This window comes from Pseudomonas sp., assembly GCF_002796985.1.
Taxonomy (GTDB): Bacteria; Pseudomonadota; Gammaproteobacteria; order Pseudomonadales; family Pseudomonadaceae; genus Pseudomonas.
On record NZ_PEKX01000007.1, the window covers coordinates 137,833 to 150,920 of the forward strand.

Annotated in this window: 11 protein-coding genes; 8 read left to right on the forward strand and 3 right to left on the reverse strand. The window is 64.2% G+C overall.

Translation table 11 applies throughout. The features are described 5' to 3' along the window. Positions 1-75 precede the first annotated feature (75 nt). Both hisD and hisC read left to right on the forward strand, forming a co-directional pair. Positions 76-1,398 carry a histidinol dehydrogenase gene (gene hisD / locus CTR55_RS06175; protein WP_296285050.1) on the forward strand — a complete coding sequence of 441 codons (1,323 nt, stop codon included), beginning with the start codon at positions 76-78 and terminating at the stop codon, positions 1,396-1,398. Between the two features lie 3 nt (positions 1,399-1,401). Then, positions 1,402-2,457, forward strand: coding sequence for a histidinol-phosphate transaminase (gene hisC / locus CTR55_RS06180; RefSeq protein ID WP_296285051.1), 1,056 nt, complete (start codon positions 1,402-1,404; stop codon positions 2,455-2,457). Positions 2,458-2,526: 69 nt separating this feature from the next. Here the strand turns inward: hisC and algW are convergent, their stop codons facing one another. Continuing rightward, positions 2,527-3,675: a Do family serine endopeptidase AlgW gene (gene algW, locus CTR55_RS06185; RefSeq protein WP_296285052.1), complete on the reverse strand. Its 1,149-nt coding sequence runs from the start codon at positions 3,673-3,675 to the stop codon at positions 2,527-2,529. 113 nt (positions 3,676-3,788) lie between these two features. Between algW and CTR55_RS06190 the strand changes: the two genes are divergently transcribed. Next, a complete protein-coding gene (locus CTR55_RS06190; protein ID WP_296285053.1) occupies positions 3,789-4,547 on the forward strand; it encodes a Nif3-like dinuclear metal center hexameric protein in 759 nt (252 codons plus the stop codon). A gap of 167 nt (positions 4,548-4,714) precedes the next feature. On the opposite strand, the gene mltB is transcribed toward CTR55_RS06190, so the two are convergent. Beyond that, entirely contained in the window at positions 4,715-5,812 is a 1,098-nt protein-coding gene (gene mltB, locus CTR55_RS06195) for a lytic murein transglycosylase B (RefSeq protein ID WP_296285054.1), read from the reverse strand. Positions 5,813-6,147: 335 nt separating this feature from the next. On the opposite strand from mltB, the gene cysD reads away from it, so the two are divergent. Beyond that, positions 6,148-7,065, forward strand: a complete 918-nt coding sequence (cysD, locus tag CTR55_RS06200) for a sulfate adenylyltransferase subunit CysD (protein WP_045209600.1) — start codon at positions 6,148-6,150, stop codon at positions 7,063-7,065. Positions 7,066-7,077: 12 nt separating this feature from the next. Further along, positions 7,078-8,979: a sulfate adenylyltransferase subunit CysN gene (gene cysN / locus CTR55_RS06205; RefSeq protein ID WP_296285055.1), complete on the forward strand. Its 1,902-nt coding sequence runs from the start codon at positions 7,078-7,080 to the stop codon at positions 8,977-8,979. A 179-nt stretch (positions 8,980-9,158) separates the two neighbouring features. Here cysN and CTR55_RS06210 read toward each other — a convergent pair whose 3' ends face one another. Then, a complete protein-coding gene (locus tag CTR55_RS06210) occupies positions 9,159-9,599 on the reverse strand; it encodes a DUF1043 family protein (RefSeq protein ID WP_296285056.1) in 441 nt (146 codons plus the stop codon). Positions 9,600-9,738: 139 nt separating this feature from the next. Between CTR55_RS06210 and CTR55_RS06215 the strand changes: the two genes are divergently transcribed. From CTR55_RS06215 to zapE, 3 genes are all read left to right on the forward strand, one after another. After that, positions 9,739-10,365: an alpha/beta hydrolase gene (locus CTR55_RS06215; RefSeq protein ID WP_296285057.1), complete on the forward strand. Its 627-nt coding sequence runs from the start codon at positions 9,739-9,741 to the stop codon at positions 10,363-10,365. A 60-nt stretch (positions 10,366-10,425) separates the two neighbouring features. Then, a complete protein-coding gene (locus CTR55_RS06220) occupies positions 10,426-11,766 on the forward strand; it encodes a tryptophan--tRNA ligase (protein ID WP_296285058.1) in 1,341 nt (446 codons plus the stop codon). Positions 11,767-11,861: 95 nt separating this feature from the next. Further along, positions 11,862-12,956: a cell division protein ZapE gene (gene zapE, locus CTR55_RS06225; RefSeq protein WP_296285059.1), complete on the forward strand. Its 1,095-nt coding sequence runs from the start codon at positions 11,862-11,864 to the stop codon at positions 12,954-12,956. Positions 12,957-13,088: the final 132 nt, after the last annotated feature.

Sequence of the window (13,088 nt, forward strand, 5' to 3'; positions counted from 1 at the left end):
ATTTTCTCGGGTGCCCGCACGGAAGGCTTGATAGTCTTGCGGCGCCCGAGATCATGCCAATTAAAGAGGCCAGCTATGACCGCACCCTTCGCACTCCGTCGACTCAACGCCGCCGATCCGGACTTCGCGCGTCATCTGGACCATCTGCTCTCCTGGGAAAGCGTGTCCGACGAGTCGGTGAACCAGCGTGTGCTGGACATCATCGCCGACGTACGCAAGCGCGGCGACGCCGCCGTGGTGGAGTTCACCCAACGTTTCGATGGCGTCGACGCCAAGACCATGGCCGACCTGATCCTGCCGCGCGAGCGCCTGGAACTGGCCCTGACCCGTATCACCCCGGCCCAGCGCGAGGCGCTGGAAACCGCTGCCGAGCGCGTGCGCAGCTACCACGAGAAGCAGAAGCAGGACTCCTGGCGCTACACCGAAGCCGACGGCACCGTGCTCGGCCAGCAGGTCACCCCGCTGGACCGCGCCGGCCTATATGTGCCCGGCGGCAAGGCGTCCTATCCGTCTTCCGTGCTGATGAACGCCATTCCGGCCAAGGTCGCCGGTGTCGCCGAAGTGGTGATGGTGGTACCGACCCCGCGTGGCGAAATCAACGAGATCGTCCTGGCCGCCGCCTGCATCGCCGGCGTCGATCGCGTCTTCACCATCGGTGGCGCCCAGGCCGTGGCCGCGCTGGCCTATGGCACCGAGAGCGTGCCGCAGGTGGACAAGGTCGTCGGCCCGGGCAACATCTACGTCGCTACCGCCAAACGCCATGTATTCGGTCAGGTTGGCATCGACATGATCGCCGGCCCCTCCGAGATCCTCGTGGTCTGCGACGGTGGCACTGACCCGGACTGGATCGCCATGGACCTGTTCTCCCAGGCCGAGCACGACGAGGACGCCCAGTCGATCCTGGTCAGCCCGGACGCCGCCTTCCTCGACAAGGTCGCCGCCAGCATCGAGAAGCTGCTGCCGACCATGGAGCGCGCCGAGATCATCCGCACCTCGCTGACCAACCGGGGCGCGCTGATTCTGGTCGCCGACCAGGAGCAGGCCTGCCAGGTCGCCAACCGCATCGCCCCGGAGCACCTGGAACTGTCGGTGGCCGACCCGGAAAGCTGGCTGCCGAAGATTCGCCACGCCGGCGCCATTTTCATGGGCCGCTACACCGCCGAGGCACTGGGCGACTACTGCGCCGGCCCGAACCACGTGCTGCCGACCTCCGGCACCGCGCGCTTCTCCTCGCCGCTGGGCGTGTACGACTTCCAGAAGCGTTCCTCGATCATCTTCTGCTCCGCACCGGGCGCTTCCGAACTGGGTAAGACCGCTTCGGTCCTGGCCCGTGGCGAGTCACTGACCGCCCACGCGCGCAGCGCCGAATTCCGCATCCTTGACGGCAAGAGTGAGTAACCCATGAGCAAGTTCTGGAGTCCCTTCGTCAAGGAACTGGTGCCTTACGTTCCGGGCGAGCAGCCGAAGCTGGCCAAGCTGGTCAAGCTGAACACCAACGAGAACCCCTACGGCCCCTCGCCGAAGGTGGTCGCCGCGATCCAGGCCGAGCTGAACGACACGCTGCGCCTGTACCCGGACCCCAACGCCGACCGCCTCAAGCAGACCATCGCCGAGTACCACGGCGTGAAGACCGCTCAGGTCTTCGTCGGCAACGGCTCGGACGAGGTCCTGGCTCACGCCTTCCACGCGCTGTTCCAGCACGGCAAGCCGCTGCTGTTCCCCGACGTGACCTACAGCTTCTATCCGGTCTACTGCGGTCTCTACGGCATCGATTTCGAAGCGCTGGCGCTGGACGAGCAGTTCCAGATCCGCGTCGAGGATTACGCGCGCCCGAACAGCGGCATCATCTTCCCCAATCCCAACGCGCCCACTGGTTGCCTGCTGCCGCTCGAAGCCATCGAGCGCCTGCTGCAAGCCAGCCCGGACAGCGTGGTGCTGGTGGATGAAGCCTACGTCGACTTCGGTGGCGAGACGGCGATCTCACTGGTCAATCGCTACCCGAACCTGCTGGTGGCGCAGACCCTGTCCAAATCGCGTTCGCTGGCCGGCCTGCGGGTCGGCTTCGCGGTCGGCCATGAAGACCTGATCGAAGCGCTGGAGCGGGTGAAGAACAGCTTCAACTCCTACCCGCTGGACCGCCTGGCCTTGGCCGGCGCGGTAGCGTCCTTTGAGGATCAGGCCTACTTCGAGCAGACCTGCAACGCGGTTATCCACAGCCGCGAGAAACTGGTGGCTGAACTGAAGACGCTGGGCTTCGACGTACTGCCGTCGGCAGCGAACTTCATCTTCGCCCGCCACCCGCAGCGCGACGGTGCCGAACTGGCTGCTGCCCTGCGCGAGGAGGGCGTGATCGTGCGTCACTTCAAGCAGCAACGGATCAACCAGTTCCTGCGTATCAGCATCGGCACCGAGGAGCAGAACCAGGCTCTGGTGGATGCCCTGCGGCTGAAGCTGTAAGGCTGTTACTGCAAAAGAAAACGGCGCCCTCGGGCGCCGTTTTTCATTGCTGTGGAAAAGAGGGCTGCATCAATTGCCGTTGGGGGCGGGCGGCGGACGCAGGCCGACTTCGGCGTTGAGCGTCACCGGCTTGCCGTTGCGCAGCACTTCGATGGTGATCTTCTCGCCCGGCTTGGTGCGTGCCACCTGGTTCATCGAGCGGCGGCCATCGCTAGCGGCTTCGCCGTCGATGTTCAGGATGATGTCGCCCGGCAGCAGGCCGGCCTTGGCGGCTGGGCCGTCGCGGTAGACGCCGGCGACGACGATGCCGGCCTTGTCCTTGAGGTCGAAGGATTCGGCCAGTTCAGGGGGCAGCGGCTGTACTTCGACGCCGAGCCAGCCACGAATCACCTGGCCGTGCTCGATGATCGACTGCATGACCTCCAGCGCCAGCTTGGTCGGGATGGCGAAGCCGATACCCTGGGAGCCGCCGGACTTGGAGAAGATCGCAGTGTTGATGCCGATCAGATTGCCGTTGGCGTCCACCAGCGCGCCGCCGGAGTTGCCCGGGTTGATCGCCGCGTCGGTCTGGATGAAGTCTTCGTAGGTATTCAGGCCCAGTTGGTTGCGGCCGGTGGCGCTGATGATACCCATGGTGACGGTCTGCCCGACGCCGAAGGGGTTGCCGATGGCCAGGCAGACGTCGCCGGTGCGGATGCCGTCGGAGCGACCGAGCATGATCGATGGCAGGTCCTTGAGGTCGATCTTCAGCACCGCAAGGTCGGTCTCGGGGTCGCTGCCCACCAGGCGGGCGATGGTCTCGCGACCGTCGCGCAGGGCCACGACAATCTGGTCAGCGCCGGCGGTCACATGGTTGTTGGTCAGCAGGTAGCCTTCGGGGCTCATGATCACCGCCGAACCCAAGCTCGATTCCATGCGCTTCTGCTGTGGCAGGTTATCGCCGAAGAAGCGCCGGAACAGCGGATCGTCGAGCATCGAGTTGTTCGGCTTGCTGACCATCTTGGTGGTGTACAGGTTGGCCACGGCGGGCGAAGAGCGGGTCACGGCGTCGGCGTAGCTGGCCGGGCCCTGCTGGAGGCGGCTGAGCAGCGGAGCCTGCTGCAAATGCACTTCCTGCTGCGGAAGGCCGACCCATTGCGGGTTATGCTGGATGATCAGTAGCGCCAACAGGACGCCAACCAGCACGGGCCAGCCGAGGAAACGCAGGGCCTTCAGCATCGAAGAAAATCCTTGGGGTTGCTTGGCCGGGGGATGGCCGATAGGGTGGCGGCCATTATACGGGCGGCGAGCCAAGAAAATAGACGCTCGCAGCCGATGTTGGAGGAATTTCGATGGCAATCGCACTGAGCACGCTGGTCGAGGAAGCGGACCGCTTTTTGGACGCGGCGAAGATCCAGGATTATTGCCCCAACGGCCTGCAGGTCGAGGGTCGCCCGCAGGTGCGTCGCATCGTTTCCGGCGTCACCGCCAGCCAGGCGTTGCTGGATGCTGCCGTGGAGGCGGATGCCGATGTGGTGCTGGTCCATCACGGTTACTTCTGGAAGGGCGAGGACGCTCGCGTCGTGGGCATGAAGCAGCGTCGTCTGAAGACCCTGCTGAGCCATGACATCAGCTTACTGGCCTATCACCTGCCGCTGGACCTGCATGGCGAAGTGGGCAACAACGCGCAACTGGGACGTCAGCTCGGCTTCGAGATCGAAGGGCCGCTGGAGCCGGGCAACCCGCGCTCCATCGTGCTGGTTGGCTCGTTGCCGGAGCCCCTGTTGCCGAGCGACCTGGCCATCCATGTGCGTGACGTGCTGGGGCGTGAGCCGCTGTTGGTCGATGGCGGGCAGCCGATTCGGCGCATAGCCTGGTGCACCGGTGGCGCCCAGGGCTACATCGACCAGGCGATTGCTGCGGGCGTTGATGCCTACCTGACCGGCGAAGTCTCCGAGCAGACCGTGCACAGCGCGCGGGAAAACGGCATCAGCTTCATCGCCGCCGGCCATCACGCCACCGAGCGCTATGGTGTACAGGCGCTGGGGGATTACCTGGCCAAGCGCTTCGCCCTCGAGCACCTGTTCATCGATTGCCCGAACCCGGCCTGACGCAGCGGTTTTCCTTGTAGGAGCGAGCTTGCTCGCGAAAAGCCCGGGCACGGCGCAAGGGTTCGCGAACAATAACGATGGCGTCCCCCTCGCTCCTATACGTGGAGATCCATCCCCGCGGCAATGAAAAAGGCCGACTCAATGAGTCGGCCTTTTTCGTAACTGCCTCAGCGGTAACCGTGGCGCTGCCGATCCACCGCCTTGCCCAGTTCCCACACCGCCATGGCGTAGTGGGTGCTGTGGTTGTAGCGGGTGATCACGAAGAAGTTCGGCAGGCCGTACCAGTACTGGTAGGTGTTGCCCATGTCCAGGCGCAGCAGGCTGGCGCTCTGGTGATTGCCCAGCGAGCCTTGCGGGCGCAGGCCGGCAGAAGACAGCACGCTGATCGGGTACTGGGTCTTGAAACCATCTTCCAGCGAGCGGGCCTGGCCGATGGCCGGGATCGCCACCGCGTCGCCGGTAATCCAGCCGTGCTGCTTGAAGTAGTTGGCCACGCTGCCGATGGCATCGCGCGGGTTCCACAGGTCGCGGTGGCCGTCGCCGTCGAAGTCCACCGCGTATTGGGTGAAGGAGGAGGGCATGAATTGCCCGTAGCCCATGGCGCCGGCATAGGAGCCGCGCATCTCCAGTGGGTTGTCGCCTTCCTTGCGTGCCTGCAGGAGGAACTGCTCCAGCTCGCCGCTGAAGAATTCGGCGCGGCGCGGGTAGGAGAACGACAGGGTGGCGAGCGCATCGATGATCCGCGTCTTGCCCATCACGCGGCCCCAGCGGGTTTCCACGCCGATGATGCCGACGATGATTTCCGCCGGCACGCCGTAGGTACGCGAGGCGCGCTGCAGGTCGGCTTCGTACTCGTTCCAGAACTGCACACCCTTCTGCACGTTGTCTGGGGTGATGAACTTCTTCCGGTAGCGCAGCCAGGCGCCGTTCGGGCCGCTGGGAGCGGTGTAGGTCGGCGCCTGGCGATCCATCAGGCGGATCACCCAGTCCAGCTCGCGGGTCTGGGCGAACAGGTCCTGCAGGTCCTGACGATTGAAATTGTGTTGGCTCACCATGCGGTCGATGAAACGTTGGGCGCTGGCGTTGCCGGCGAAGTCGCCGCGCAGCGGGGTGATCGGCTGCACCGAGCCGAACGCCGGGTGGGCGCTGGGCGTGATCAGGGTGGGCGTCTTCGGCTTCTGGGCCGGCTGTGGAGCGGGGGTCGGTTTGCTGCTGCATGCGGAGATGAGGACGAGCAAAGGCAGGGTGTAAGCGATGCGGCGCATGGGGAATCTTCTGGGGCAGGAAAACGTGCCGCTATGCTAGCGCAGTGCCGTGCGGGTACAAGCCGGGACAGTGCGAGTCTGTTGCAGGAAAAGTCCTCATCGTCCTTGTCCATCCGTCTGAGGACGGTGCTCGAAGAGCCCTTCCGGGCAGCGTCGGCCGGTGCTTTGGCATACTCCGCCGGCGGGCGCGACACCGCTTTGAACACTGAGCGCGTATGGCTATATCGGTATATTTTTTCGGTATAACCGGCGCCCCGGTTAGAGCCTTGTGCTGTGATAGAGTGCGCCCTCGTCTACGGCCCGCCGGCCGTCCATAAGCAATTCCGTGAGTAGCCATGGTCGACAAACTGACGCATCTGAAACAGCTGGAGGCCGAGAGCATCCACATCATCCGCGAGGTCGCCGCCGAGTTCGACAACCCGGTGATGCTGTACTCGATCGGCAAGGACAGCGCGGTGATGCTTCACCTCGCGCGCAAGGCCTTCTTCCCCGGCAAGCTGCCTTTCCCGGTGATGCACGTCGACACCCGCTGGAAATTCCAGGAGATGTACAGTTTCCGCACCAAGATGGTCGAGGAACTGGGTCTGGACCTGATCACCCACATCAACCCCGATGGCGTGGCTCAGGACATCAACCCGTTTACCCACGGCAGCGCCAAGCACACCGACATCATGAAGACCGAAGGCCTCAAGCAGGCCCTCGACAAGCACGGTTTCGACGCCGCCTTCGGTGGTGCTCGCCGCGACGAGGAGAAGTCCCGCGCCAAGGAGCGCGTCTACTCCTTCCGTGACAGCAAGCACCGCTGGGACCCGAAGAACCAGCGTCCGGAGCTGTGGAACGTCTACAACGGCAAGGTGAAGAAGGGCGAATCGATCCGCGTCTTCCCGCTGTCGAACTGGACCGAGCTGGACATCTGGCAATACATCTACCTGGAGCAGATCCCGATCGTGCCGCTGTACTTCGCCGCCGAGCGCGAAGTCATCGAGATGAACGGCTCGCTGATCATGATCGACGACGAGCGCATCCTCGAGCACCTCACGCCAGAGCAGAAGGCCAGCATCCAGAAGAAGATGGTGCGTTTCCGCACCCTGGGCTGCTACCCGCTGACCGGCGCGGTGGAGTCCACCGCTACCTCGCTGCCGGAAATCATCCAGGAAATGCTGCTGACGCGGACTTCCGAGCGCCAGGGCCGGGTCATCGACCACGACGCTGCCGGCTCGATGGAAGAAAAGAAACGTCAGGGCTACTTCTAAGGTTCTCGCACCATGTCGCATCAATCCGATCTGATCAGCGAGGACATCCTCGCCTACCTGGCCCAGCACGAGCGCAAGGAACTGTTGCGCTTCCTCACCTGCGGCAACGTCGACGACGGCAAGAGCACCCTGATCGGGCGCCTGCTGCATGACTCCAAGATGATCTACGAGGACCACCTCGAAGCCATCACCCGCGACTCGAAGAAAGTCGGCACCACCGGCGATGACGTCGACCTGGCGCTGCTGGTGGACGGCCTGCAGGCCGAGCGCGAGCAGGGCATCACCATCGACGTGGCGTACCGCTACTTCAGCACCGCCAAGCGCAAGTTCATCATCGCCGACACCCCCGGCCATGAGCAGTACACCCGCAACATGGCCACCGGCGCGTCCACCTGCGACCTGGCCATCATCCTGATCGACGCCCGCTACGGCGTGCAGACCCAGACCCGCCGGCACAGCTTCATCGCCTCGCTGCTGGGCATCAAGCACATCGTCGTCGCCATCAACAAGATGGACCTCAAGGGTTTCGACCAGGGCGTGTTTGAGCAGATCAAAGCCGACTATCTGCAGTTCGCGCAGAAGATCAATCTCAAGACCAATTCCCTGCACTTCGTGCCGATGTCGGCGCTGAAGGGCGACAACGTGGTCAACAAGTCCGAGCGCTCGCCGTGGTACACCGGCCAGTCGCTGATGGAAATCCTCGAGACCGTGGAAGTCGCGGGCGACCGCAACCTCGACGACATGCGCTTCCCGGTGCAGTACGTCAATCGCCCGAACCTGAACTTCCGTGGCTTCGCCGGCACCCTGGCGAGCGGCATCGTGCGCAAGGGTGACGAAGTCATCGCCCTGCCGTCGGGCAAGGGCAGCAAGGTCAAGTCCATCGTCACTTACGAAGGTGAACTGGAGCAGGCCGGCCCGGGCCAGGCCGTCACCCTGACCCTGGAAGACGAGATCGACGTCTCCCGCGGCGACATGCTGGTGCATGCCGACAATCGCCCGCAGGTCACCGACGGCTTCGACGCCATGTTGGTGTGGATGGCCGAAGAGCCGATGCTGCCGGGCAAGAAGTACGACATCAAACGCGCCACCAGCTACGTGCCGGGCTCGATTCCGAGCATCACCCACAAGGTGGACGTGAACACCCTGGAAGAGACTCCGGCCAGCGAACTCAAGCTCAACGAGATCGCCCGCGTGAAGGTCAGCCTGGATGCGTCCATTGCGCTGGATGGCTATGGCCAGAACCGCACCACTGGCGCCTTCATCGTTATCGATCGCCTCACCAACGGCACGGTCGGTGCCGGCATGATCATCGCTGCACCGCAAGCGAGCCATGGCACCAGCACCCATCACGGTGCGAATGCCCACGTAGCTCGCGAGGAGCGCGCCGCACGCTTCGGCCAGCAGCCGGCTACCGTGCTGTTCAGCGGTCTCTCCGGCGCAGGCAAGAGCACCCTGGCCTACGCCCTGGAGCGCAAGTTGTTCGACATGGGCCGCGCTGTTTACGTGCTGGACGGCCAGAACCTGCGTCATGACCTGAACAAGGGGCTGCCGCAGGACCGCGCCGGGCGCACCGAGAACTGGCTGCGTACTGCCCATGTAGCCAAGCAGTTCAACGAAGCGGGCCTGATCAGCCTGTGCGCCTTCGTCGCCCCAAGCGCCGAAGGTCGTGAACGCGCCAAGACGCTGATCGGTGCCGATCGTCTGGTCACTGTCTACGTCCAGGCTTCCCCGCAGGTCTGCCGTGAGCGCGACCCGCAGGGTCTGTACGCGGCCGGCCATGACAACATCCCGGGCGAGTCCTTCCCGTTCGACGTGCCACTGGATGCCGATCTGGTGATCGACACCCAGAGCCAGTCGGTGGAAGAGGGCGTCAAGGCTGTCATCGACCTGCTCCGCCAGCGCGGTGCGATCTGACCGCGTAACGCTGAATGGAAGAAGCCCCGCATCTGCGGGGCTTTTTCTTTTGCTCTGGGTAGGGGCGAGCTTGCTCGCGAACCTGTCCTGGATGATCGGGTATCTGGCGGTTCGCTAGGCGGCACATTTGCGCATGAAAAAGCCCCGCCGAGGCGGGGCTTTTTCAGGGTGCTGGGGCTTCAGTATTTGCTTTTCAGCCCGTACGTTTCGTCCAGCGTGCCCGGGCCGTCGCCGGTCTTGGGCGCATAGTCCTTCGGTACTTCGTTGTTCGCCGGCGGCGTCAGGCGCTCGCGGCGCTCGGGGTATTCGTCGGCATGCAGGGCGGCCAGCAGGCGCTGCTTGGTCTGTTCGTCCAGGGCCAGGCGCTCGGCGCCTTCGGACAGGTGATCCTGCACATCCTGATAGCTCTGGGTGAGCTTCTTCATCAGGCTGGCAGAGGTGCTGAAGTGGGTCACCACTTCGCGCTGGTAGCTATCGAAACGATCCTGCATGTCGTCGACCTGACGCTGCAGCTTGTTCGGCGCGGCGTTGGGCAGCAGACGGGCGATCAGGAAGCCGATGCCAACCCCGACGATCAGGGCGAGTAGCGGCAGCAACCAGGTGGTGAGGGACTGTTCCACGCGAATCCTTCCTCTATAGACGGCTTTGCTTTACGTTAGCGGCTTGCACCTGTGCTTGTATACCGTGGCGAATGCTTCGCCGCCTGCGCAGGTATTGAGCTAGACGAGACGACCCGCCACGGGGTCACGGAGCTGTTGCTTGTCCACCCGCGAAATCCCCCTGTTCCTCGACGGTCCCGACGGCCAGTTGGAAGCCCTGCACCTCGCCACGCCAGACGCCAAGGGCGTGGCGCTGATCTGTCATCCGCACCCGCTGTTCGCCGGTACGATGCAGAACAAGGTGGTCGCCACCCTGCAACGCGCCGCGCGGGATGCAGGATACGCCACCCTGCGTTTCAATTTTCGTGGCGTGGGTCAGAGCGCCGGCAGTTATGCCGAAGGCCGCGGTGAGATCGACGACGCGCTGGCCGCTGCGCGCTGGCTCGCCGAGCAGCATCCGGAGCTGCCGCTGACGCTGATGGGCTTCTCCTTCGGCTCCTGCGTGGCCGGCAATGCCGCCGAGCGCCTGGAGGAGGAGGGCGCCGAGCTGGCGCAACTGTTCATGCTGGCGCCGCCGGTGGAGCGCTTCGACGTCGACCTGCCTGAGCGCTGCCCGCTCACGGTGATCCAGCCGGAAGCGGACGAAGTGGTCACGCCTGAGCGCGTCTACGCCTGGAGCGCCGAGCTGAGCAAGCCCCACGAGCTGATTCGCGTCGCGGAGTGCAGCCATTTCTTCCACGGCAAGCTGATCGAGCTCAAGGACCTGATACAGGCGCGGCTCGCCTAGGCCACCGCGCCGCGTTACCATCCGGCCCGCCATTTCATTTGTGTTGATTCCTGGATTCCCATGACGACCCGTATCCTGACCGGCATCACCACCACCGGTACTCCGCACCTGGGCAACTACGCCGGCGCTATCCGCCCGGCCATCGTTGCCAGCCGCGATCCGCAGGCAGATTCCTTCTACTTCCTGGCCGACTACCACGCACTGATCAAGTGCGATGACCCGACGCGCATCCAGCGCTCGCGTCTGGAAATTGCCGCCACCTGGCTGGCCTGCGGCCTGGATGCTGACAAGGCGACTTTCTATCGCCAGTCCGATATTCCCGAAATTCCCGAACTGACCTGGCTGCTCACCTGCGTCAGCGCCAAGGGCCTGCTCAACCGCGCCCACGCCTACAAGGCCTCGGTGGACAAGAATGTCGAGGCCGGCGAAGACCCGGACGCTGGCGTCACCATGGGCCTGTACAGCTACCCGGTGCTGATGGCCGCGGACATCCTGATGTTCAACGCGCACAAGGTGCCGGTCGGCCGTGACCAGATCCAGCATGTGGAGATGGCCCGCGATATCGGCCAGCGCTTCAACCACCTGTTCGGCAACGGCAAGGAGCTGTTCACCCTGCCCGAGGTGGTGATCGAGGAAGACGTGGCGACCCTGCCGGGCCTGGACGGTCGCAAGATGTCCAAGAGCTACGACAACACCATTCCGCTGTTTGGCAGCGCCAAGCAGCTCAAGGACGCCGTGGCGCGCATCGTCACCGACTCCCGCGCGCCGGGCGAGCCGAAGGACCCGGACAACTCGCACCTGTTCACCCTCTACCAGGCCTTCTCCACCCACGAGCAACAGGCGGCGTTCCGCGCCGAGCTGCTCGGCGGCCTGGCCTGGGGCGAAGCCAAACAGCGCCTGTTCGAGCTGCTCGATAACGAGCTGGGCGAGGCCCGCGAGCGCTACCACGCGCTGATCACCCGCCCGGCCGACCTGGAAGATATCCTGCTGGACGGTGCTGCCAAGGCCCGTCGCACTGCCACCCCGTTCCTCGGCGAACTGCGCGAGGCCGTGGGCCTGCGCTCGTTCCGCGAGCAGGTACAAGTGGCGGGCGAAGGCAAGAAGAAGGCCGCCAAGGCGGCGCGTTTCGTCAGCTTCCGCGAGGACGACGGCTTCCGCTTCCGCCTGCTGGACGCTGCTGGCGAGCAACTGCTGCTGTCTGTCGCCTTCGCCGATGGCAAGGCTGCGGGGCAGGTGACCAAGCGCCTGCAGACCGAGGAGCTGGACCTGCACGCCGAGCTGAGTTCCTTCAGCGTGCGCCTGGATGGCAAAGCCGTGGCCTATAGCCCGGAATTCTCCACCGACGCGGAGCGCGACGCTGCCATGCAGCGCCTGCGCGAGGCCCTCGCTCCCCAGGAGTGACGGATTGGCAGGCCGGTCCGACTACCGGCCAATTGCCAAGCAACGGGGGCGCCGCTAAAGTGTGCGCCCCCGTTTTCGTTGCCTTGCTACCGATCATGACGCCTCTTCAGCGCTACCAGGAAGATCTGAAACGCCCCGACTTCTTTCACGACGCGGCGCAAGCCAATGCCGTGAAGCACCTGCAACGCCTCTACGACGACCTTGTCGCTGCCGACAAGGGCAAGTCCGGACTGTTCGGCAAGCTGCTGGGCAAGAAGTCCCAGGTGCCGGTGAAGGGCCTGTATTTCTGGGGCGGCGTCGGCCGTGGCAAGACCTACCTGGTGGATACCTTCTTCGAAGCGCTGCCGTTCAAGCAGAAGATGCGCACGCACTTCCACCGCTTCATGAAGCGCGTCCATGAGGAAATGAAGACCCTCAAGGGCGAGAAGAACCCGTTGACCATCATCGGCAAGCGCTTTGCCGACGAAGCGCGGGTGATCTGCTTCGACGAGTTCTTCGTCTCCGACATTACCGACGCGATGATCCTCGCGACCCTGCTGGACGAGCTGTTCAAGAACGGCGTCAGCCTGGTAGCGACTTCCAACATCGTGCCGGACGGCCTTTACAAGGATGGCCTGCAGCGCGCCCGCTTCCTGCCGGCGATTGCGCTGGTCAAGCAGCACACCGAGGTGGTCAACGTCGACAGCGGCGTGGATTACCGACTGCGCGCCCTGGAGCAGGCCGAGTTGTACCACTGGCCGCTGTCCGAGCAGGCCGACCAGGCCATGGCTCGTGACTTCAAGGCGTTGACTCCGGAGTGCGCTGGCGCCACCCGCGACGACGTGCTGATGATCGAGAATCGCGAAATCCGCGCGCGCCTGACCTGTGATGACGTGGCCTGGTTCGAATTCCGCGAGCTGTGCGATGGCCCGCGCAGCCAGAACGACTACATCGAACTGGCGAAGATCTTCCACGCGATCCTGATTTCCAATGTCGAGCAGATGGGCGTGGCCAAGGACGACATGGCCCGCCGCTTCATCAACCTGGTGGACGAGTTCTACGACCGCAACGTCAAGCTGATCCTCTCCGCCGAGGTGGAGCTCAAGGATCTGTACACCGGTGGCCGCCTGGAGTTCGAATTCCAGCGCACCCTGAGCCGCCTGCTGGAAATGCAGTCCCACGAATACCTGAGCCGCCCGCACCGTCCCTGACGGTTCGGTGAACGAAAAGGCTGCCCTCGGGCAGCCTTCTTCGTTTGTGCTGTTCGTAGGAGCGAGCTTGCTCGCGAATTGCCTGGCGCCGGAGCTGCCGGTGATATGTTCGCGAGCAAGCTCGCTCCTACA

Excerpts from the sequence above, each read along its gene's own strand:
- hisD (WP_296285050.1), top strand. The coding sequence starts at position 76 with ATGACCGCACCCTTCGCACTCCGTCGACTCAACGCCGCCGATCCGGAC.
- hisC (WP_296285051.1), top strand. The coding sequence starts at position 1,402 with ATGAGCAAGTTCTGGAGTCCCTTCGTCAAGGAACTGGTGCCTTACGTT.
- algW (WP_296285052.1), bottom strand. The coding sequence starts at position 3,675 with ATGCTGAAGGCCCTGCGTTTCCTCGGCTGGCCCGTGCTGGTTGGCGTC.
- CTR55_RS06190 (WP_296285053.1), top strand. The coding sequence starts at position 3,789 with ATGGCAATCGCACTGAGCACGCTGGTCGAGGAAGCGGACCGCTTTTTG.
- mltB (WP_296285054.1), bottom strand. The coding sequence starts at position 5,812 with ATGCGCCGCATCGCTTACACCCTGCCTTTGCTCGTCCTCATCTCCGCA.
- cysD (WP_045209600.1), top strand. The coding sequence starts at position 6,148 with ATGGTCGACAAACTGACGCATCTGAAACAGCTGGAGGCCGAGAGCATC.
- cysN (WP_296285055.1), top strand. The coding sequence starts at position 7,078 with ATGTCGCATCAATCCGATCTGATCAGCGAGGACATCCTCGCCTACCTG.
- CTR55_RS06220 (WP_296285058.1), top strand. The coding sequence starts at position 10,426 with ATGACGACCCGTATCCTGACCGGCATCACCACCACCGGTACTCCGCAC.
- zapE (WP_296285059.1), top strand. The coding sequence starts at position 11,862 with ATGACGCCTCTTCAGCGCTACCAGGAAGATCTGAAACGCCCCGACTTC.